Annotated in this window: 13 protein-coding genes and 1 tRNA gene; 4 read left to right on the top strand and 10 right to left on the bottom strand. The window is 72.4% G+C overall.

From position 1 onward, the window contains the following. The first annotated feature begins 121 nt into the window (after positions 1-121). The 4 genes from ACWCXX_RS10600 to ACWCXX_RS10585 all read left to right on the top strand — a co-directional run bounded on the left by ACWCXX_RS10600 (position 122) and on the right by ACWCXX_RS10585 (position 6431). Positions 122-1222 (top strand): DUF1259 domain-containing protein, encoded by a 1101-nt coding sequence (locus tag ACWCXX_RS10600; RefSeq protein WP_451125954.1) that lies wholly within the window; start codon positions 122-124, stop codon positions 1220-1222. A gap of 393 nt (positions 1223-1615) precedes the next feature. Continuing rightward, the gene (locus ACWCXX_RS10595) at positions 1616-2821 is read left to right on the top strand and encodes a cytochrome P450 (protein ID WP_451125953.1); all 1206 of its coding nucleotides are present in this window, start codon (positions 1616-1618) and stop codon (positions 2819-2821) included. 692 nt (positions 2822-3513) lie between these two features. Continuing rightward, positions 3514-4593, top strand: a complete 1080-nt coding sequence (locus tag ACWCXX_RS10590; protein WP_451125952.1) for a type III polyketide synthase — start codon at positions 3514-3516, stop codon at positions 4591-4593. Positions 4594-4736: 143 nt separating this feature from the next. Continuing rightward, positions 4737-6431, top strand: a complete 1695-nt coding sequence (locus tag ACWCXX_RS10585) for a bifunctional 3'-5' exonuclease/DNA polymerase (RefSeq protein WP_451125951.1) — start codon at positions 4737-4739, stop codon at positions 6429-6431. A gap of 57 nt (positions 6432-6488) precedes the next feature. Here the strand turns inward: ACWCXX_RS10585 and ACWCXX_RS10580 are convergent, their stop codons facing one another. The 10 genes from ACWCXX_RS10580 to ACWCXX_RS10535 form a co-directional block, all read right to left on the bottom strand. Beyond that, positions 6489-6731, bottom strand: a complete 243-nt coding sequence (locus ACWCXX_RS10580) for a hypothetical protein (RefSeq protein ID WP_451125950.1) — start codon at positions 6729-6731, stop codon at positions 6489-6491. Positions 6732-6998: 267 nt separating this feature from the next. Then, positions 6999-7832, bottom strand: a complete 834-nt coding sequence (locus ACWCXX_RS10575) for a carbohydrate-binding protein (RefSeq protein WP_451125949.1) — start codon at positions 7830-7832, stop codon at positions 6999-7001. Between the two features lie 213 nt (positions 7833-8045). Further along, the gene (locus ACWCXX_RS10570; RefSeq protein ID WP_451125948.1) at positions 8046-9413 is read right to left on the bottom strand and encodes an alpha-lytic protease prodomain-containing protein; all 1368 of its coding nucleotides are present in this window, start codon (positions 9411-9413) and stop codon (positions 8046-8048) included. 376 nt (positions 9414-9789) lie between these two features. After that, a tRNA-Thr gene (locus ACWCXX_RS10565) sits at positions 9790-9863 on the bottom strand. Between the two features lie 118 nt (positions 9864-9981). Next, complete coding sequence (locus ACWCXX_RS10560; protein WP_451125947.1) at positions 9982-11526, bottom strand: alpha/beta hydrolase; 1545 nt, start codon at positions 11524-11526, stop codon at positions 9982-9984. 261 nt (positions 11527-11787) lie between these two features. After that, positions 11788-12993: a DNA polymerase III subunit delta' gene (locus ACWCXX_RS10555; RefSeq protein ID WP_451125946.1), complete on the bottom strand. Its 1206-nt coding sequence runs from the start codon at positions 12991-12993 to the stop codon at positions 11788-11790. A 464-nt stretch (positions 12994-13457) separates the two neighbouring features. Beyond that, the gene (gene tmk / locus ACWCXX_RS10550; protein WP_451125945.1) at positions 13458-16622 is read right to left on the bottom strand and encodes a dTMP kinase; all 3165 of its coding nucleotides are present in this window, start codon (positions 16620-16622) and stop codon (positions 13458-13460) included. 346 nt (positions 16623-16968) lie between these two features. Beyond that, positions 16969-19821 (bottom strand): type I DNA topoisomerase, encoded by a 2853-nt coding sequence (gene topA / locus ACWCXX_RS10545; protein WP_451125944.1) that lies wholly within the window; start codon positions 19819-19821, stop codon positions 16969-16971. A 387-nt stretch (positions 19822-20208) separates the two neighbouring features. Continuing rightward, entirely contained in the window at positions 20209-20406 is a 198-nt protein-coding gene (locus ACWCXX_RS10540; protein ID WP_451125943.1) for a hypothetical protein, read from the bottom strand. A gap of 636 nt (positions 20407-21042) precedes the next feature. Next, positions 21043-22560, bottom strand: a complete 1518-nt coding sequence (locus ACWCXX_RS10535) for a DUF7059 domain-containing protein (protein WP_451125942.1) — start codon at positions 22558-22560, stop codon at positions 21043-21045. Positions 22561-22689: the final 129 nt, after the last annotated feature.

Below are 22689 nucleotides of genomic sequence, written 5' to 3'. Positions count from 1 at the left end.
GCGGGCAACGTGTGTGGTCCATCCAGCCGCACCTGCTGACGGGGCATCCGCTTTCCCCTTTCGTCACGTTTTAGCGTGCTTCCCATTCCACCCAGAAGCCGTAGACGGAGGCGATCGAGGAATGACCGGAGCAGGAGCAGAAACCGGAACCGGAACCGGAACCAACATCGGAGTCGGCATCGGAAACCGACAGCAGGACGCGAAAGCACAGGGGCTCACCTCGCGACGGCGCGTGCTGGCCGCCGCCGCGCTCGCACCGGCACTGGCCGCGGCCGGGACCGCCCCCGCCCTCGCCCGGCCCACCGCAACGACCGGGCCGGCCGAGACCGGAACCGGTACCAGGGCCGGAACCGGAACAAGGGCCGGGCACGGCAAACAGATCAAGCCCGCGCGGACCGAGCCGACGGACTGGGCAGGCGTGGCGAAGGCGCTGGGCCGCAGCGGCAGCATGCTGCGCGGCACGACGTACCACACGGCCTTCCCCCGGCGGGACCTGCTGGTGGTCTCCGACGGCGTCGTCGTCACCCCGGGACTCGCGCTGGGCACACACGTGGCCTTCGTCCGTTACGCCGACGGCAGCACGATGGTGATGGGCGACGTGGCGGTCACCGAGGAGGAACTCCAGCAGGTGACCGATGCCTGGCAGGCGCACGGGATCGAGCAGACCGCGCTGCACAAGCACCTGCTCTCCCACACCCCGGACGTCTGGTGGACCCACATCCACGCGCACGGCTACGACGCGGTGGCCCTGGCCCGCGGGCTGCGCGCGGGATTCGACCGCACCGCCACCCCGCCCGCGCAGCCGCCGCGCCCCCCGGCGCCGGTCGACCTGGACACCGGCGCGATGGAGGCCGCACTGGGCGCCAAGGGCACCGTCGACGACGGGATCTACAAGATCCCCTTCATCCGCCGCGAGACCGTCGTGGACGGCCACCTGATCCTGCCGCCGGGCCTGGGGGCGACCAGCGCGTTCAACTTCCAGCCGCTGGGCGGCGGCCGGGCCGCGCTCAGCGGCGACTGCGCCATGCTCGCCTCCGAGGTCCCGCACGTGCTGAAGGCCCTGCGCCGGGGCGGAATCAAGCTCGTCGAGCTGCACAACCACCACCTTTCGGAGAGCCCTCGCCTGTTCTTCGTCCACTTCTGGGCCGTGGACGACGGCGTCGAGCTCGCACGGGCACTGCGCCCGGCGGTGGACGCCACCAACGTCGTACCGGGCAACTGACCCCGCGACCGGGCGGGCCGCGCCGCGCACCCCGGTCGCCGCACCACACACCGCCGACACGCACCCCTGGCCGCCGGACTGCTGCACACCACCGGCCGCCGGGCGAGGTGCTGTGCCGACCGCCGGACCGGGGCGCCGTGCCGACCGCCGGACCGAGGCACTGCGCCGGCCCCACCGAACCGGGGCGCTGCGCCGGTCGCCGGATCGCATTGCGCCGGTCCAGCGACCGGCGGCGCCGAATCTGTTCTGCATATGGACCAATCGGCCGGGAGCGGCGCGTGTCCATGCCGACGACCGGGCACCCATGGTCCCGTCCGGCCCGCACCCCGCACGGACGAAGCCCGGCCCGCAGCCGCACGAACCGACCGTCAGACTCCCCCTCTGGAGCTCCGCATGGAACCAGCCGCCGACGCCCGGCACTGCCCGTTCGACTACGCCGACGCCCTCGAATTCGACCCGGTGCTCAGACACTTGATGACCGAGGCGCCGGTGTCCCGCATCCGCCTCCCGCACGGCGAGGGCGAGGCGTGGCTCGTCACCGGCTACGACGACGTGCGCACGGTGACCACCGACCGGCGCTTCAGCCGCAGCGCCATCATCGGCCGGAACTTCCCGCGCATGACCCCCGAACCGATCGTCCAGGACGAGGCGATCAACGTGATGGACCCGCCGGGCAGCAGCCGTCTGCGCAGCCTGATCTCCAAGGGTTTCGCACCCCGTCACATGGAGCGCATGCGGGTGCGCACCCAGCACGTCGTCGACGAGCTGCTGGACCGGATGGAGGAGAACGGCTCCCCGGCCGACCTGTTCGCACACCTGGCGGCCCCGCTGCCGCTGACCACCATCTGCGAGGTCCTCGACATCCCCGAGGAGGACCGCGCGCAACTGCGCGCCCACGCCCGGACCATGATGGACACCACCGTCGAGAACAAGGACGCGGCGGTACGTTCCAAGGCCGATCTCCGCGCCTACTTCGCCACGTTGACGGCGCAGCGACGGGCGGACCCGGGCGACGACCTGATCAGCGCGCTGGCCACCGCCCGCGACGGGGACGAGATCCTCAACGACCAGGAACTGACCGTCATGGCCATGGTCCTGCTCATCACCGGCCAGGACACCACCACGTACGAGATCGGGAACATCGCCTACACGTTGCTCACCAGGCCCTACGAGCTCGCCATGGTGCGCGATCGCCCCGACATGCTCCCGCAGGCCATCGAGGAGCTGCTGCGCTTCATCCCCTTCCGCAAGGGGGTCGGCATCCCCCGGGTCGCCACCGAGGACGTGGAGCTGAGCGGGGTGCGGATCCGGGAGGGGGACATCGTGCACGTCTCCTATCTGACGGCCAACCGCGACGGCCGGAAGTTCGACCGCCCCGACGAGCTGGACCTGGAGCGCAACGGGCCGTCCCACATGACCTTCGGCTGGGGCGGACACCACTGTCTCGGCGCCCCGCTCGCGGCCACGGAGCTCCAGGTCGCCATCGGAACGCTGCTGAAGCGCTTCCCCGCCCTGAAACTGGCGGTGCCGGCCGAGGAGGTGCGCTGGAACAAGACGTCGATCTGGCGCTATCCCCTCGAACTCCCCGTCACCTGGTGACCGAGGAGGCCCCGTACGCCCGACGACCGGATGCGTTCCGGCACCCCCGGTGACCAGGGGCGCTCCGGTCGCGCCTCGACTTCGAAGCGTCTGGCCCCTTCGAACCGTCGTACGCACAACACCACGCACCTCGCGTACGCCGGACACGTCACGCACATCGCGTACGCCACGCACGCCCGGGTCCGGCCGAGGCCCGACCCGGGCCCGGCAGACGAGAGGCCGTCATCGATGATGCGCCCGTGCGGGGCGGGCGGCAACCGGAACGGTCCGGGACACACCGGGGCACGTCCGGTCCGACCCACCCGCCCGCCCTGCGGTCCGGCCCACGTCCGGTCCGACCCGCATCCCGCCCGGCCCACGCGCCCGCCCAGTGCGCATCCGCTCCGGCCCACACGCCCCTCCTGCGGTCCTCGCCGTCTCGACATGCGGCCCCGATCCGCCTGCCGTAACGTGAACCCGACGGCCACCCATTCCGTGGCGGATCAGCTTCCGCCCACGAACGGCTAGAGCTCAGTCTTCGACGGTCGGCCCGTCCGCGCCCGTTCCAGGGGCACCTGCTCGGCGCCGGAATCCACCAGCTCCGTCCCGCGCGACCGCGTATGCCGACGCGAGGCCGCGCGTGCAAAGCCGTGGTGGCCGCCTCCCGCCGACAAACGCCCCTAAAGAAACCTTCGGGCCCGGCCGTGTGGACCATGTCCGCTAGGAGGAGTTCCATGGCGGTTCTCTGCAAGCCGGCCATCGCGGTTCCCGAGCACGTCATCACCAACGAGGAAACCCTTGAGCTGGCCCGACGGTTGCACGGCGACCATCCGCAGATCGACCTGGTTCTTCGTCTGATCGAACACACCGGGGTGCAGAAACGGCATCTGATCCAGCCGATCGAAAAGGTGCTGCAGCACCCGGGGTTCGACGCCCGCAGCATCACCTACGAGGAACACACCAAGGCCCGGGTGCCTGCGGTGGTGCGCCGGGCGCTCGACCAGGCCGAACTGGAGCCCGAGCAGATCGACTTGATCGTCTACGTCTCCTGCACCGGCTTCATGATGCCGCCGCCGACCGCATGGCTCATCGGTGAAATGGGCTTCCGCCCGGAGACCCGACAGCTGCCGATCGCCCAGCTCGGCTGCGCCGCGGGCGGTGCGGCGGTGAACCGGGCCCACGACTACTGCACGGCGTACCCCGACGCCAACGTGCTGATCGTGGCCTGTGAGTTCTGCTCGCTGTGCTACCAGCCCACCGACCTGGGCGTGGGATCGCTGCTGTCCAACGGACTGTTCGGCGACGGCATAGCCGCCGTCGTGCTGCGGGGCAGCGGCGGTACGGGAGTACGGCTGGAGCGCAACGGCTCGTACATCATCCCGGACACCGAGGACTGGATCTCCTACGCGGTCCGGTCCACCGGGTTCCACTTCCAGCTCGACAAGCGGGTGCCCGGCACCATGGAGCCCCTCGCTCCGGCGCTGGAGGCGGTCGCCGAGGAGCACCAGTGGAACGCGGGCAAGATGGACTTCTACATCATCCACGCGGGCGGCCCGCGCATCCTGGACGACCTGAGCCACTTCCTGGACGTGCCGCCCGAAGCGTTCCGCTTCAGCCGCGCCACGCTCACCGAGTACGGCAACATAGCCAGCGCCGTGGTGCTCGACGCCCTCGGCCGCATGTTCGACGAGGCATCGGTCCTCGACGGGCACCGCGGGCTGATGGCCGGCTTCGGTCCCGGCATCACCGCCGAGATCTCCCTGGGCACCTGGACGAGCGAGGCCGAGTCCTGAGCCTCCCCCCGCCGCCCCGTCCCCGGTGACCGCCACCTACGGTCCCGGGGCCGGGCGGCCGGGCGGCAAGGGCCACCACACAGCCCCCTCCAGGCCCGCGCGCCCGGACGTCGCTGTCAGTGCCGGGTGCAAGACTCGACGGCATGACCGAACGTTGGGCTCTGGCCATGACGGAGACCGGTGGCGCGCTCCTCGCCCCACTGGCTCCCACCGGCCTGCCCGCCGGCCCGGTCGTGGCCGAGCCCGACCTGGTGGCGGCGGTCCGTTCCCGCCCGGAGGTGACCCGCTGGGTCTGGCGGTCCACCGCCGAGATCTACCCGCGCCTGCTCGCGGCCGGCGTCCCCGTGGACCGCTGCTACGACATCGAGGTCGCCGAGTCCCTTCTCCTCGCCCACGAGGGCCGCCTCGGCGAACCCCGCTCCGCCGCGGCCGCCCACGCCCGCCTGCACAACGCCCCGGTGCCGCCCGATCCCCCGCCCCGCACCGCGGAGCCCGGCTCGCAGTCCTCCCTCTTCGAGCCCCGCTCCGGCACCGAGCTGCCCTTCGACGACCTGCTCCAGGTGTACGCCGACCAGCTCCGCCGCCACGACGCCACCGCCCACCCGGCCCGGATGCGCCTGCTCACGGCCGCCGAGTCGGCCGGCATGCTGGTCGCCGCCGAGATGAACCGGGCGGGCCTCCCCTGGCGCGCCGACGTCCACCGGGACGTGCTGGACGAACTGCTCGGCGAGCGGTACGCGGGCGGCGGCGAGCCCCGCAGACTGGCCGAGCTGGCCGACGAGGTCTCGGCCGCCTTCGGCAGACGGGTCCGCCCCGACCTCCCCGCCGACGTGGTGAAGGCGTTCGCACAGGCCGGCATCAAGGTCAGGTCCACCCGGCGCTGGGAGCTGGAGGAGCTGGACCACCCGGCGGTGGAGCCCCTGATCCAGTACAAGAAGCTGTACCGGATCTGGACGGCGCACGGCTGGAGCTGGCTCCAGGACTGGGTGCGCGAGGGCCGCTTCCGCCCCGAGTACCTGCCGGGCGGCACGGTCAGCGGCCGTTGGACGACCAACGGCGGAGGGGCGCTCCAGATCCCCAAGGTGATACGGCGGGCGGTCGTCGCCGACGAGGGCTGGCGCCTGGTCGTCGCGGACGCCGACCAGATGGAGCCCAGAGTGCTCGCCGCGATCTCCCGCGACCGCGGCCTGATGGAGGTGGCGGGCCACCACGGCGACCTGTACACGTCCCTGTCGGACCGGGCCTTCCACGGCGACCGGGAACACGCCAAGCTCGCCCTGCTGGGCGCGATCTACGGCCAGACCTCGGGCGACGGCCTGAAGAACCTCGCCGCCCTGCGCCGCAGGTTCCCGCTGGCCGTGGCCTATGTCGACGACGCGGCGAAGGCGGGCGAGGAAGGCCGCCTCGTACGGACGTGGCTGGGCCGCACCAGCCCGCCCGCGGCCGGAAGCGGGGAGGACGAGGAGGCCGGCCTCCCGCAGGAGAGCGCCGACCCGCCCTCCGCCGACGGCGAGTTCACTCCCGGCTACGCCTCGACGAACGCCCGTGCGCGGGGCCGTTTCACCCGCAACTTCGTGGTGCAGGGCAGCGCCGCCGACTGGGCGCTGCTGCTCCTGGCCGCCCTGCGCCAGTCGCTCCGCGCCGCCGGGCTCCGGGCCGAGCTGGTCTTCTTCCAGCACGACGAGGTGATCGTGCACTGCCCGCGGGAGGAGGCGGAGGCGGTGGTGGAGGCGATCCGGGCAGCCGGGGACCTGGCCGGCCGGACCGCGTTCGGCGAGACGCCGGTGCGTTTCCCCTTCACGACGGCGGTGGTGGAGCGCTACTCGGACGCGAAGTGACCACCCCGGAACCACCCACCGCTCCCCTCCCCGGAACCACTCACCGCCCGGAGCCGCTCACCGTCCGGAGCTGGAACCGGAATCGGACTCTCCGCTCTTTCCCCGCTCCTTCTCGTCGGGCTCGGCAGCGGACCGCGACGGGTGGTCCGGCGCCGTGCTCTCCCCGAACCCGGCCAGTCCGTGGTCGTAGTGCACGGGACGCAGATGCTGATGCCGGTGGCGGGCGTTGAGCAGATGAATGACGTACGCCGCGAACGCGATCATCGCGAGGACGACCACGACGGTGACCAGAGTGTCCATGCGGTACCGGCCCCCTTCGATGCGCAGGCCGACAGAACCGGCTCGCCGGGAGCCGTACACATCCAGGCTACTCCGCAGCCCCGCACCCGCCCCCGGGCCACGGACCGGACGAAGCAACGAGAAGCGGGGGACGAGAAACGGGAAACAAGAAAGGGGGTCCGGGCCGATGGTGCCGTCGGCCCGGACCCGGCGCGGTGCGCACCCCCCGTGAGGCAAGTCCGGGGTGCGCACCGCGCGGCGGTGGTCCGCCTGCGCCGTGCTGCGCGTCTACCCGCGTTCCCACAGGGCGGGGACGTTCGGCGGTTCCCAGCCGGCCATGGCCGAGTGCGCCTGCAGACAGCGGTACACGACCCCGCCGTACGTGACGCGGTCTCCCGCGTTGTAGGAGGTTCCGACCGCCCAGGTGGAGCCGGGCGGGTCGGTGGGCGGGTCGGTGGGCGGAACGGTCGGACCCTGGTCGACGGCGAGGACGAAGTCGAAGGACCCTTCCTTCGCGGAGCCGACCTCCCGGACGTTCATCAGGAGTGCCGGGTCGAAGATGGTGTCGGTGTTGTTGCGCGGCTCGTCGGGGAAATAGAGCTGGGTGGTCAGGATGCCCGAGCCGGGCGCCTTGGCCTTGACGTGGATGTGCCGCGTACGGCCCGGGTAGAGCCCCGGCACGATCGTGGTCAGGCTGAAGGCCCCCGAGTTGTCGGTGAACTGGTGGCCGCGGAAGGCGAATCCGCTCATGTCGTACGCGCCGTTGGTGTCGGCCTGCCAGAAGTCCAGGAGCACTCCGGGGATGGGCTGGCAGCCCCGCCCGAAGACGTAGCCGCTCACGGTCAGCCGGACGCCGGGGGTGCTGCCGGTGATCAGGCTCGTGCGGAGCGGGGAGTTGGGCTTGAAGTAGGGCCCCTCGATCTGCTCGTGGGTCGGGCCGTCGCCGTCGTCGCAGTTCGGCGTGGGGGCCAGCGGCCGGCCGTCGGCCCCTGCGTCCCGGGCCAGCGCGACGCCGCCGCCCGCGAGCAGCGGGACGGCGCCGGCGACCAGGGCGGCCTTGAGCAGTGTCTTGCGGCTGATCCGACGGGGGTCGCCGGAACCTTCGGGCACTTCTGGAGTCATGGCTGATTCCTCGGTATGGGGGAAGGACACGGGCATGACGTGAGATGGCGTGGAGCGACGTGCGGCGTGCAGTGTGCGGTGCGCGCCGCCCGGCCGGGAGGCCGAAGCATCGGCCGGGCGGCATGGTCATCGGCAACCGGAATCAGTACCGGGAGGAGTACTGGTGCCGGAAGAGACACTGGTACCGAAGGGGCACTGGTGCCGGAGGAGGTACTAGATCCGCTGCCAGAGGGCCGGTACGTTCGGCGGCGTCCAGCCGGGCTGCGCCAGGTGCGCCTGGAGGCAGCGGTAGCTGTCGGAGCCGTACGTCACGACATCGCCCACCGCGTACGACGCGCCCTCGGCCCAACTGCCGCCCGGGTTCGGCGGATTGGTGGGCGGGTCGGTCGGGGTGCCGTTGGTTACCAGGGTGAGCCCGTACGCCTGGAGCGCCGGGTTCAGCGGCTGGAAGTACGTCGTACCGCCCTGGGAGCAGTTCCCGGAACCGCCGGAGGTGACGCCCTGCGCCTGGCTGCCGGAGATGAACGAACCACCGGAGTCACCGGGCTCGGCGCACACATTGGTGCGGGTGACCCCGGAGACGGTGCCCTCCTGGTAGGTGACGCTGGTGTTGCGCTGCTGGACCGTTCCGCAGTGCCAGCCGGTCGTCGAACCGGAGCGGCAGATCGACGAACCCTCCAGCGCCTCGGTGGATCCGGTGACCGTCACGTCCCCGTTGCCGTACCCGTTCACCAGGGCGCGCGGCGTCCAGTTGCTGTTGGTGGCGACCCAGGAGTAGTCACGGCCCGGGAAGGTGGAGCCCTGGAACGAGCCCTGCGCCTGCTGGTTGTAGCCGCTGGTGCTGACCCCGGGCGTTCCGCAGTGGCCGGCGCTGACGAAACCGGACTGGCTGCCGCGCTTCACCGGGAAGCCTATGGAGCAACGCCCCGAGCCGTTCATGTAGTACGCGTCACCGCCCCGCAGGTCCACGAACGTGCGCGGCTGCTCCGTGGACCGGTTCACCTTCACCAGCTCGCGCGACACCCCGGCAGCGGCCAGGAAGGCGTCGGCCGCCGAAGTGTCGGCGGCCTGCACGACGACCCGGTTGGTGGCCACGTCGACGTACCAGACGGGCACGCCCTCGGGAGCGTCGCGCAGCGCCACCCGGTCCAACTTGGCCTTTGCTGCGTCGAGTTCGGCCAGTGCGTGGGCGACGACGACGGGCTCGGCACCGGCCTCGCGAATCTTGGCGGCGTCCGCGGCGTCGGTGGTGGCGACGGTCAGGGCCGCGTCGTCACCCCTCACCCGGGCCCCGGCGAAGTCCGCGCCGAGGGAGCGCTTCAGCCCCGCGGCGACGGCTGCCGCACGGGATTCGTGGCCGATCCTGCTGCGCGCCTCGGCGGCCGTGAGGCCGAGGTCACGCCGCATGGCCTCCAGCAGACCGGGCGAAAGCTGTTCGGCACCTGCGGCAGTGGGGGTGCCGGCGCGGGGAGTGGGGTCAGCGGACGCGGTGCCGGTCAGACCGGCGAGCGCGAGCGCACCGACGGCCACGGTGGCGGTACACGCGGCCAGGGCACGTCTGCGGAGCAGGGATCTCTCCACGGAACTCTCCTTGACTTCGGGGGAATTGCCGCCAAGGTAGCCGCGTACACGTCACCGCCAGGAGATCCCGTCCTCCCCCTCACTTCGCGTTATGGGGTCGCGCATGAGCATGAGCCGTCGAGGTGACGGGCCCGCGCCAACGGGGGCGAGGGTCGGGCGAGCGATGTGCGACCGGGGCGAAGAACACCCGGCGCCAGCCGACGGAGGCGAGCAGCCCGCCCACGACCGGGCCGATCGAGAAGCCGCCGACCGCGGCGCCGGAGTGGAAGAGCAGGGCCTTGTCGTGCCGGGCGCCCCCTCCCCCACCGAGCAGCCTGCCGCATGACCGGCAACAGAAAAGGCCAGGTCGGACAACATCCGACCTGGCCTTTCTCTGAGCCGCCTTCGGGATTCGAACCCGAGACCTACGCATTACGAGTGCGTTGCTCTGGCCAACTGAGCTAAGGCGGCGCGCCCTGTCGCACCATGGTGCGATCAGCAGCGTCGCCAAGTCTACACAGTTTCCGGGGGTGCTCCGTACCACCCTGGTTTCGAACCGTTCTCGCAGGTCAGTAGGAGATCGACAGGGTCAGGAGCACTTCTTGCCGTCACTCGGCGGGGTGCCTTCCAGGAGGTAGGTGTTGATCGCCGTGTCGATGCAGTCGCTGCCTCGTCCGTACGCCGTGTGGCCGTCGCCGCGGTAGGTGAGGAGGGTGCCGGAGGAGAGCTGGTCGGCCAGGGATTCGGCCCACTTGTACGGGGTGGCCGGGTCGCGGGTCGTGCCGACCACGACGATGGGGGCCGCGCCCTTGGCCTCGATGCGGTGGGGGGTGCCGGTGGACGGGGTCGGCCAGTGGGCGCAGTTCAGGGCGGACCAGGCGAAGGCGCGGCCGAAGACCGGGGACGCCTTCTCGAAGTCGGGGACCGCCCGCTCGGCGGCCTGGGCGTCGGTGAAGGCGGGCGGGAGGTCCAGGCAGTTCACGGCGGCGTTGGCGAACATGAGGTTCGCGTACGTGCCGTTCGGCTGGCGTTCGTAGTAGCTGTCCGCCAGGGAGAGCAGGCCGGAGCCGTCGCCGGTCCGGGCGGCGGCGAGGGCCTCACGGAGCTGGGGCCAGGCCGACTCGTCGTACATCGCGGCGATGACCCCCGTGGTGCCGAGGGATTCGGTGAGCCGGCGGGAGTCGCCGGTCTTGACCGGCCGGGCGTCGAGGTCGGCGAAGAGCCGCTTCAGGCGGGTGGCCGCGTCGGTGGTGGAGGTGGTGCCGAGCGGGCAGTCCGCCTTCTTCACGCAATCGGCGGCGAAGGACTGGAACGCGGTCTCGAAGCCCGCGGTCTGGTCGCGATTCATGTCGACGGCGGGGAGCGACGGGTCCATCGCGCCGTCCAGGACCAGGCGGCCGACCCGGCCGGGGAAGAGCTCGGCGTACGTCGCGCCGAGGAAGGTGCCGTACGACGCCCCGACGTAGTGCAGCTTCTCGTCACCGAGGAGGGATCGCAGCATGTCCATGTCGCGGGCGGTCTCGACGGTGGAGACGTGCGGGAGGACCTTGCCGGAGTGCTTCTCGCAGCCGCTCGCGAACCGCTTGTAGGCGTTGCTCAGCCCGGTGACCTCGGCCGCGTCGTCCGGGGTCTGGTCCACCTGGGTGTAGGTGTCCATCTGCGGGCCGGTGAGGCATTCGACGGGCTCGCTGCGGGCCACTCCGCGCGGGTCGATGGCGACCATGTCGTAGCGGGCCCGGACCGGGGCGGGGAAACCGATCCCCGCGTACCCCTGGAGGTACTCGACGGCCGAGCCGCCGGGGCCGCCCGGGTTCACCAGGAGGGAGCCGATCCGCTTGCCGGGCCCGGTGGCCTTCATGCGGGAGACGGCCAGACCGATCTCGTCGCCGCCCGGCTTCGCGTAGTCCAGCGGTGCCTTCATCGTCGTGCACTGGAAGCCCTCGACGCCGCAGTCCCGCCACTTCAGTTCTTGTCCGTAGTACGGCTTGAGCCCGTCCGGTACGGGCGGCACGGACGAGGTCGCCGACGCGGACGACGAGGCGTTCGTCGGGCTTTTGCCGGTGCAGCCGGAGACGAGGAGGCCGGCCACGCCGAGTGCGGCGGCGAGGATGCGGAGCGAGCGCCTGGTGTCCATCCCCGGAGCGTAGTCGCCGCCCGGCGGACCGCCCGACCGCCTGCCCGTACGGGTGAAAAGCGATGAAAAGCGGCAGTGGTCGGAGTGAGCACCGGTACGTGGGCGGCCATCGGTGCAGGGGGAGCACCGGTGCATGGGTGAGCACCGGTACGTGGGGGAGTGGCTGTGCGTGTGCCGGGAAGGCGGCCCCACGAGGCGGCTGCGCGTGCGCCGGTGCTCCCCCTGCACGTGATGGCCTGCCCCGAGGGGCGGCGCGGTGGGTCAGCCCGTGCGGAGCGCCATCGTCATCGCCTCCACCGCGAGCAGCGGTGCCACGTTGCGGTCCAGCGCCCGGCGGCAGGCGATCACCGCCTCTATCCGGCGCAGGGTGCGCTCGGGGGTGGATGCGCGGGCGACTCGGTCGAGGGCGTCCTGCACGTCCGTGTTGGCGATGGCGATCCGCGAACCCAGCTGGAGGGCCAGCACGTCGCGGTAGAAGCCGGTCAGGTCCGTGAGCGCGAGATCGAGGCTGTCGCGCTGGGTGCGGGTCTTGCGGCGCTTCTGCCGGTCCTCCAGCTCCTTCATCACCCCCGCGGTGCCGCGCGGCAGCCGTCCCCCGGCCGCCGCCCCGAGTGCGGCCTTCATCTCTTCCGTCTCCTTGGCGTCGACCTCCTCCGAGACCTGCTTGGCGTCATCGGTCGCGGTGTCGATCAGCTCCTGGGCGGCCTTGAGGCAGCCCCCGATGTCCTCGACCCTCAGCGGGAGCTTGAGCACGGCGGCACGGCGCGACCGGGCGCGCTCGTCGGTGGCGAGGCGACGGGCCCGGTCGATGTGGCCCTGGGTGGCCCGCGCGGCGGACGCGGCCCGCTCCGGGTCGATGCCGTCGCGCCGGATCAGGACGTCGGCCACCGCGTCGACCGGGGGCGTGCGCAGCGTGAGGTGGCGGCAGCGGGAACGGATGGTGGGCAGCACGTCTTCGAGGGAGGGCGCACAGAGCAGCCACACCGTGCGGGGCGCGGGCTCCTCGACCGCCTTCAGCAGGACGTTCCCCGCGCCCTCGGTGAGCCGGTCGGCGTCCTCCAGGACGATGACCTGCCAGCGGCCGACGGCCGGCGAGAGCTGGGCGCGGCGGACCAGCTCACGGGTCTCCTTCACCCCGATGGAGAGCAGGTCCGTACGGACCACCTCGACGTCGGCGTGCGTACCGATCAGGCTGGTGTGGCAGCCGTCGCAGAAGCCGCAGCCCGGTGCGCCGCCCAGGGCGCGGTCGGGGCTGGTGCACTGGAGGGCGGCGGCGAAGGCGCGGGCCGCGGTGGCACGGCCGGAGCCCGGCGGGCCGGTGAACAGCCAGGCGTGGGTCATCTTCGACCCCGAAGGCACCGGCTCTCCCCCGGCATCGGCGGTGACCAGCGCATCGGCGTCCCGGGCGGCGGCCGCGAGCTGCTCCTGCACGCGGTCCTGCCCGACCAGGTCGTCCCATACGGTCATGGGTCACCGCCCTTCCGATGATGTGCGCCGCGCGGCTGTCGTACGGTACGGCCGCGCGGGCTGTGGTGTCGCCGTCCGCCGGTCGGGCCGCCGCCCGGCGCGACGGTCTCCGATCCGGCTTGCATGATCCGGTCTCCATTGTGAGGGACGGGTCTGACAATCCCGACAGAGCCGCGACCCGACCGCCCGGGACCGCCCTCGCGACCCGGCCGCCGTCGGACCGCCCGCCTCGAACGGTCTGCCCGATCCTCCGGCCCCGTCCGGCCGCCTCGGGCCGCCCGACCGATCCGACCGCCCAGTCGGCTCGCCCCACCTGCACGGACGGCCACCCGCACGGTCGCCCGCCCCGAACGAACGGGTGGGGCAGCCCGACGGTCTCGCCCGTCACGGCTGCCCCACCCGGTCATCTCACTCGTTGTCCCGTCCGGTCATCCCACCCGAGGTCCCGTCCGGTGTCCCGTCCGTCAGCGGCGCGGGCGGCGGCCCCGGCCGGAGCGGCCCGGGTCCCCGTCGTCATGGGAGTCGTGGTGCTCGCCCAGCAGCTCGTCCGCCAGCGTCGGCAGATCGTCCAGCGGGGTCTCCTCGGCCCAGTCGGGGCGGGGGCGCCGACCGCGCTCCCCCTCCTCCCGCCGGTCCTGCGCCGACTGCGGGTCGCCGATCTGCGGGAGCTCACGGGTGCGCTCGTTCTCGCTCTCCGCCGCGGAGCCCGCCGGACGCTCGTCGCGGAAGATGCCCCGCGGAACCCGGTCCTCCGGCCTCGCCGTCCGGGGCTCGCGCGCCTGCGCGGTGTCCCGTACCGGAGGGAGGACCGCCGTCTCGTCCGCAGCACCCGTCACACCCGTCGCGCCGGGCCGGTCCGAACGGCCGGTCCGGTCGTGGATCTTCGGGAGCATCGCCGTCTCGGCCTCGTCGGAGCGCGTGGACGGTGCGGGCGGCGAGGGCACCTGCTGCGTCACGTCGTTCGGGTTGACGATCGGCGTCGGGACCGTGATCTCGTTCTCCGGCACGGAGGCGGCCGCGGCGGCCTCCGCCCTGGCCCGTTCCGCTGCCTCGGCGGCCTCGGCCTCGGCCTGCCTGCGGGCCGCCTCGGCCCTCAGCAGCGCCTCCTCGGCCTTGCGCTGCTTCTCCAGCCGCAGCGCCTCGGCCTCCTTGCGCAGCCGCGCCTCTTCCTCGGCCTGACGGCGCAGCCGGGCCTGTTCGGCTTCCCGGGCCGCTTCCTCGGCCTCGCGGCGGACCCGCTCCTCCTCGGCCACCCGGCGGGCTTCCTCGGCCCGCTGCCGGGCCTCCTCCGCCTGGCGTTCGGCCTCGCGGCGGCGCGCCTCCTCCAGCTCGCGGGCCTTGCGCTCCTCCTCCTCGGCACGGAGCTTGGCCAGCTGTTCCTGCCGCTCGCGCTCCAGCCGCTCCTCCTCGGCCTTCCGGGCCGCCTCTTCCTCGGCCTTGCGCCTGGCCTCCTCCTCGGCGGCCCTGCGCGCCTCCTCCTGGGCCTTGATCTCGGCCTCGGAGAGCGGGAGGAGCTGGTCGAGCCGGTGGCGTACGACCGTGGTGACGGCCTCCGGGTCCTGGCCCGCGTCCACCACCAGGTAGCGGGTCGGGTCGGCCGCGGCCAGCGTCAGGAAACCGGACCGTACGCGGGCGTGGAACTCCGGCGGCTCCGACTCCAGCCGGTCGGGCGCCTCGGTGAACCGTTCCCTCGCCGTCTCCGGGTCCACATCCAGCAGCACCGTCAGATGCGGTACGAGTCCGCTCGTCGCCCAGCGCGAGATCCGGGCGATCTCGGTCGGGGACAGATCGCGGCCCGCGCCCTGGTAGGCGACGGACGAGTCGATGTAGCGGTCGGAGATGACGATCGCGCCGCGCTCCAGCGCCGGGCGGACGAGCGAGTCGATGTGCTCGGCCCGGTCGGCGGCGTACAGCAGTGCCTCGGCCCGGTTGGAGAGGCCCGCCGACGACACGTCGAGCAGGATCGAGCGCAGCCGCTTGCCGACCGGCGTCGCCCCCGGCTCCCGGGTGACGACGACCTCGTGGCCCTTGGCCCGGATCCACTCGGCGAGCGCCTCGACCTGGGTGGACTTGCCGGCGCCGTCACCGCCCTCCAGGGCGATGAAGAAACCGGTCGCGGCGGGGGCGACGGCCGGGTCGCCGCCGCGCAGCGCCTCGCGCAGGTCGCGGCGCAGCGGCACGCCGGAGCGGTCGTCCGTCTTCGCGAGCACGATCGCGGCGACGGGCAGCAGCAGCGCGCCGATCAGCATCAGGGTGAAGGCCGCCCCGCCGTGCGCGAAGACGAAGTCTCCGGCGGTCAGCCGGTGGGTACCGATCGCGGCGGCCAGCAGCGGCCCGCCAAGCGCGCCGAGCCCGATGAGGACCCGGGCGACGGCCTGGAGGTGGTCGGTGGTCCTGGCCCGGCGGGACTCCTCGGTCTCCTGGTCGACCAGGACGTGCCCGGTGTGGGCGGCGACCCCTGCCGCGTACCCGGCGAGCACCGCGATCATCAGCACGGTCGCCGTGTCCGGCACGAGGCCCATCGCAAGGAGCGCGATGCCGGTGACGGCGGTGGCCAGGGCGAGCAGCCGGCGCCGCGACAGGGTGGGCAGGACCTTGCCCGCGGTGCGGACGCCGACGCCGGTGGCGCCGGTCAGCGCGAGGATCAGCAGGGCGAAGGTGGCGGGTCCGCCGCCCAGGTCGGCGGCGTGCAGTACGGCGACGGCGGCAGCGGCGGCGATGGCCCCGGCGACCGTGGCCGAGGCAGCGACGACCAGTGGGACGGCTCCGGTGCGTCCCTTGTCGGGCCCGTTGCCGGTCGACGGGCGGCGCAGGCCCTCCAGCGGCGAGCGCGGGCGGGGCGTCTGCGTACCCGGCAGCTCCAGGAAGTACAGGACGGAGATCGAGGCCGAGAAGAGGCCTGCGGCGAGGTACGAACCGAGGGCCGCCTGGTGGATCGAGAACCACTCCAGGCCCGAGCCCAGCAGGTTGCCGATGAGGGTGGCGACCAGCAGGGCGGTCGCGGCCACGGGGATCGCGGCGTAGTCGGTGCGGACGGAGAGCCGGCGCAGTGCGTCGAGGTGGTCGGGCAGCGGGCGCACGGCGGCGCCCTCCGGCGGCGGGGCGGGCAGCAGCGCGGGGGCGGCGCCGTCCTTGGCGACCGTCCACAGGCGCTCGGCCGCACCGGTCACGAAGACGGTGACGAGGATCATCATGAGTGCCTTGTCGGGCATCCAGTCGATCCACAGCGGCGCGACGACCAGCAGCGCGAGCCGCAGCCCGTCCGTGCCGATCATCAGCCACCGCCGGTCCAGCGGTCCGCCGGGCGCGGTGAGCGTCGTCAACGGCCCCAGGAGTACGGCTCCGAAGAGGAGGGTGGCAAGGATCCGGGCACCGAACACCGCGGCGACGGCAAAGGCCGCCCCTCGGTACCCGGCTCCGAATGAGCCTTCCAGGACCGCTGCTTGCAGCGACATCAGCACCAGCACGAGAAGGGCGAGTGCATCGCCGATACCGCCGACGAGCTGTGCGCTCCACAACCGCTTCAGCGGAGGAACACGCAACAGGGCTCGTACGGCGCGCTCGCGTGAGTCTGCGGCAAGTGTGTCGGAGGTGGGGCTCACGACCGTTGGCTGCTCGGCTCGCGTCATCCGCCCAGCCTATCCGGAGCCATGGGGTCCCCGGAGGCCCCGTCCGAACATACGGGCGCCCGAGCAGTTCCGGCGCCCGCGGTTCACCCGGCGCGCCCCGCCCCGATCGTCTCCCGGCCGCCCCCGACCGGCGCTTTCCGTCCGCCGGGCCCGGTACGCACGAACGCCGACCCGGTACGCACGAACGCCGAAGGGGGCCGGATCCTCCCGGCCCCCCTGTTGACGCGCTGCTCACCCGACGTACCCGACCGCGTACGGTCCACCCGACGCGCGCGGCCGTACCCGACACGTACGACCCCCGGCCCCCGGCCCTCAGCCCCGAGCGGCTGGCCCCGGTCGGCTGCTCTCAGTCCTCCACGGACGCCGCGGCCGTCTTCTTCGCCGCCGTCTTCTTGGCCGTCGTGGTCTTCTTCGCGGCCGTCGTCTTCTTCGCCGCCGTCTTCTTGGCGGTCGCCGTGGTCTTCTTGGCGGCCGTCTTCTTCGCGGCCGTCTTCTTGGCGGGGGCCTTCTTCGCCGTCTTCTTCTTGGCGGGCCCCTTGGCACGCTTCTCGGCGAGCAGCTCGTAGCCGCGCTCCGGCGTGATGGTCTCGACGCTGTCGGCGGTCCGCAGCGTCGCGTTCGTCTCGCCGTCGGTGACGTACGCGCCGAACCGGCCGTCCTTGACCACGACCGGGGCCCCGCTCACCGGGTCCGTGCCCAGTTCCTTCAGCGGCGGCTTGGCGGCGGCCCGGCCGCGCTGCTTGGGCTGGGCATAGATCGCGAGGGCCTCTTCGAGCGTGATGTCGAAGAGCTGCTCCTCGGAGGTGAGCGAACGCGAGTCCGTGCCCTTCTTCAGGTACGGGCCGTAGCGGCCGTTCTGCGCGGTGATCTCGACGCCCTCGGCGTCCTCGCCGACGACGCGCGGCAGCGACATCAGCCTGAGCGCGTCGGCCAGCGTCACCGTGTCCAGGGACATGGACTTGAAGAGCGAGGCGGTCCGCGGCTTCACCGCGTTCTTTCCGGTCTTCGGGGTGCCCTCGGGCAGCACCTCGGTGACGTACGGGCCGTAACGGCCGTCCTTCGCGATGATCTGGTGCCCGGTGACCGGGTCCGTGCCGAGCTCGAAGTCCCCGCTGGGCTTGGCCAGCAGCTCCTCCGCGTACTCGACGGAGAGCTCGTCGGGCGCCAGGTCCTCCGGCACGTCCGCGCGCTGGTGGCCCTCGGAGTCCTTCTCGCCCCGCTCGATGTACGGCCCGTAGCGGCCGACCCGCAGCTTGATGTCGTTGCCGACGGGGAAGGAGGAGATCTCGCGCGCGTCGATCGCACCGAGGTCGGTGACGAGGTCCTTCAGACCGCCGAGGTGGTCGCCGTCGCCGTTGCCCGCGTCGGAGGCCGCGCCCGCCCCGGCCACGTCGTCACCGGCGCCGAAGTAGAAACGCTTCAGCCACGGGACGGACTGGGCCTCGCCGCGCGCGATGCGGTCGAGGTCGTCCTCCATCTTCGCGGTGAAGTCGTAGTCGACGAGCCGGCCGAAGTGCTTCTCCAGCAGGTTGACGACGGCGAAGGAGAGGAACGACGGGACGAGCGCCGTGCCCTTCTTGAAGACGTAGCCGCGGTCCAGGATCGTGCCGATGATCGACGCGTACGTCGACGGGCGGCCGATCTCGCGCTCTTCGAGCTCCTTGACCAGCGAGGCCTCGGTGTAGCGGGCCGGCGGCTTGGTGGCGTGGCCGTCGGCCGAGATCTCCTCGGCGGACAGCGCGTCGCCCTCGGCGACCTGCGGCAGGCGCCGCTCACGGTCGTCGAGCTCGGCGTTCGGGTCGTCGGCGCCCTCGACGTACGCCTTCATGAAGCCGTGGAAGGTGATCGTCTTGCCGGACGCGGAGAACTCGGCGTCCCGGCCGTCGCTCGCCCGGCCGCCGATCTTGACGGTGACGGAGTTGCCGACCGCGTCCTTCATCTGGGAGGCGACGGTCCGCTTCCAGATCAGCTCGTACAGCCGGAACTGCTCGCCGGTGAGGCCGGTCTCCGCAGGGGTGCGGAAGCGGTCGCCGGAGGGGCGGATCGCCTCGTGCGCCTCCTGCGCGTTCTTGACCTTCCCGGCGTACGTGCGCGGCTTGTCCGGCAGGTAGTCGGCCCCGTACAGCTGCGTGACCTGCGCCCGCGCCGCGGTGACCGCGGTGTCCGAGAGGGTCGTGGAGTCGGTGCGCATATAGGTGATGAAGCCGTTCTCGTACAGCTTCTGCGCGACCTGCATGGTGGCCTTGGCCCCGAAGCCCAGCTTCCGGCTCGCCTCCTGCTGGAGGGTCGTCGTCCGGAACGGGGCGTACGGGGAGCGGCGGTACGGCTTCGACTCGACGGACCGCACGGTGAACGCGGTGTCGGCGAGCGCGGCGGCCAGGGCTCGGGCATTCACCTCGTCCAGGTGCAGCACCTGGCCGGAGCCGGGCTTCAGCTGCCCGTCCGGGCCGAAGTCGCGGCCCTGCGCGATGCGGCGGCCGTCGACCGCGCCGAGGCGGGCGACGAGCGTCGAGGGATCGGAGGAGTCCCCGGCGCGGCCGGTGGCGAAAGTGCCGGTGAGGTCCCAGTACTCGGCGGAACGGAAGGCGATGCGCTCGCGCTCCCGCTCGACGACGAGCCGGGTCGCCACGGACTGGACACGGCCGGCCGACAGACGCGGCATGACCTTCTTCCACAGGACCGGCGAGACCTCATAGCCGTAGAGCCGGTCGAGGATGCGGCGGGTCTCCTGGGCGTCGACCATGCGCTGGTTGAGCTCGCGCGGGTTGGCGACGGCGGCCCGGATCGCGTCCTTGGTGATCTCGTGGAAGACCATCCGGTGGACCGGGACCTTGGGCTTCAGGACTTCCTGCAGGTGCCACGCGATGGCTTCGCCCTCGCGGTCCTCATCGGTGGCGAGGAAGAGTTCGTCGGACTCGGCGAGAAGCTGCTTCAGCTTCCTGACCTGGGCCTTCTTGTCCGCGTTGACGACATAGACGGGCTGGAAGTCGTGCTCGACGTCGACGCCGAGCCGACGGACCTCGCCGGTGTACTCGTCCGGGACCTCTGCGGCGCCGTTCGGCAGGTCGCGGATGTGCCCGACGCTCGCCTCGACGACGTATCCGGGGCCGAGGTAGCCCTTGATCGTCTTCGCCTTGGCAGGCGACTCGACGATGACGAGTCGGCGGCCGCCCTGTGCGGTCTCGCTGGTCGGGGACAACTTCGCTCTTCTCTCCGGTCGACGCTCGGTGGGCATCCGGGCAGCGCGATGACGCTGCCGACGGTGCTGTCGCTGCGGAGTGTGACGGTACAACCCGCCCCCGTGTCAAACGGCAAAAGCCCGCAACGGCCACTCGAACGGTAACCCGACTTCCGCCATTCCTGCCGCCCGGACTGCCCCGTCCACCGTGCGCACGGCCGCTGCCTGCGGGTTTCGGGGCGCGGTGACGGCGTTACGGGCACCGGGGGCGAGATGCGGACGACCCGGGCGTGTTCCGCGCCACGTGCCCTGCGCCCCGCGCCCGGTGCTCCGCTTCCTGTGGTCGGACACGGGTGATCGGGAGCGGCTCAGAGACGGAGGCGGGAGCGACTCGGAAACGGGAACGGCTCAGACGCGGGTGAAGCACCACACACCGAGGGTGAGAAAGAGTACGCCGAACACAGTGGCGAGCGCGGCGGATGCCACGGGGCTCACGCCGTGCGCCACCGGCGCGCGGTGCATCACGCGCGCCCCCGTCCACAGCAGCAGTGCGGCTCCGAACAGCGCGAACGCCGTTCCGGCGAAGACCGCGGGTCCGCTCTCCATGTCCGTACGCCTCTCTGTCCCGTGCCCGACGGCCCGTGCCCGACGGCCTGCGCCCGACGTCCTGTACCCGCCCGGGTGTGTGCCCGTCCGGTCAGGTGGAGGCTGTCACTCCTGGGCGTCACCGACGCGAACCCCGGATGAATGGCCGGATTCGCCGTCCCGGTCGCACTACCGGACCACCCACCGGCCGGGGGCCAACCGGAATCCGCACCGCGGCGACGCGCCGTCGGCGGCGACCCCGAACCCGCTGTCGGCGGGGCGGCTCGTCACGTACGGCGATACGGGGCCGTGCGTACGGCAATACGGGTCCGAACGGGAACGGAGCACGGCGGACCGTCGGCCTTGCGGGCCCCGGCCGGCCGTCGGCCCGCCAGGTCGGCAGTCCCACGGTCCGGCGCCCGGGGACCCGACTGCCCGGAACCGGAACCGGAACGGACGCCGCACGGACCGGCCCGAAAGGACCGGGCCGAATGGGATGCCTCGCCTGTCGAAACGCGAACCGAAACCCGAACCGGACTCCGCGACGCCCCCGCGTCACCCCCGACGGAACCGGCACCCCCGACACCCCGGCCCACCGATCACAGCATCGACAGCCCCGACGACATCAACGGCACCGGCAGCACCTGGGTCATGCGCTCACCCCGCCGACGGCGGCACCGGCTCCAGGAAGCCCTCCTCCACCAGCAGCCGGATCGCCTGCGGGGTCCGGTCACGCAGCAGCACCGGATCCTCGTTCATCAACTGGGCGATCGCGTCCAGGATCCGGCCCGCCGGCAGCGTCCCGTCGCACACACCCGCGAAACCCGCGCCCACGGCGTCGACCTTCGTCGCGCGCCGCATGCCCCGGTTCTGACGGAGCACCACGTGCTCGGGGTCCTCCGCGCCCGGCAGCCCGACCTGCTCCTGCACCACCTCGGCAGCCAGGGTGAAGTGCCCGGCCAGGAGCGCGGCGTCGTCCTGCTCCCGGAGGTAGTCCTGGCGGGCGAAGTGGGCCTCGACAGCCGGTCCGAGCGGCTGCTCCACCGCGTGCGGCCACTCCTCGATCACGATGGACGGATTCCCGGCCACGGCCGCGGCGGACTTGCGCAGGGTGATCCAGCCGAAGCCGACGCCCTTGGTCTTGCGGGCCTCGAACTCGTCCAGCCAGGCGTCGTACCGCGCGGCGTACTCGGCGGGGTCCGTACGGTGGTCGCCACTGTCGCGCAGCCACAGCTCCGCGTACTGCGTGACGTCCTGGACCTCGCGCTGCACGATCCAGGCGTCACAGCCGTGCGGAATCCAGGAGCTCAGCCGGCTCTGCCACTCCTCGCCCTCGACGTGCTGCCAGTTGGCGAGGAAGTGGGCGTACCCGCCCTCGTTCAGCCGCTCGCCCGTCTGCTGCACCAAGGTCCGGCACAGGTCGTCGCCCCCCATCCCGCCGTCGCGGTAGGTGAGGCGGGCGCCGGGCGAGATGACGAACGGCGGATTGGAGACGATCAGGTCGTACGTCTCCGTCCCGACCGGTTCGTAGAGGGAGCCCTGGTGCAGCTCGGCCGGGGCGGCGCCGGACAGCGCGAGCGTCAATCGGGTGAACTCCAGCGCACGGGGGTTGACGTCGGTGGCCGTGACCCGGGTGGCGTGCTGCGAGGCGTGCAGCGCCTGGATGCCCGAGCCCGTGCCGACGTCGAGCGCGGAGGAGACAGGCGTACGGACAGTGATTCCGGCGAGCGTGGTGGACGCCCCGCCGACGCCGAGGACCACGCCCTCCTCGCGCGAGCCGATGCCGCCCGCGCCGCCGACCGCACAGCCCAGGTCCGAGACGATGTACCAGTCCTGCCCCTCGGGCCCGCCGTACGGCCGCACGTCGACCGTGGCCCGCACCTCGTCGCCGGTGCGGATCACCCAGCCGCCCTCGACGCACTCGTCCAGCGGCAGCGCCGCACGGGCCTGCTCGTACGGCACCGGGTGCTGGAGCAGGAAGAGCCGCACCAGCGTGTCGAGCGGGGAGCCGCCCCGGGTCGCGCGCAACGCCGGAACCGTCTCGCTGCGGGCGAGCGCGGCGTAGGCGGGCGCACCGAGCAGGTCGAGGAGCCCGTCGGCGGTGAAGTCGGCGGCGAGCAGGGCTTCGCGGAGCCTGGGTGAACGGTCGGGCGCGGGGAGGCTGGTCGTACTCACCCACCCATTGTGGCCGCTCCCACTGACAACGGCAGCGGCCCGGCGCCCATCGGGGCCGCCGGGCCGTCCGCACAGCCGTCTCTCCACCGCGACGGTCGCACCGCCGCCGGGTTCACCTCCGTGGCCGCC

The organism is Streptomyces sp. NPDC001732, from assembly GCF_053596315.1.
The sequence above is the reverse complement of the archived record's forward strand: the minus strand, read 5'-3'. Positions and strand labels throughout refer to the sequence as shown.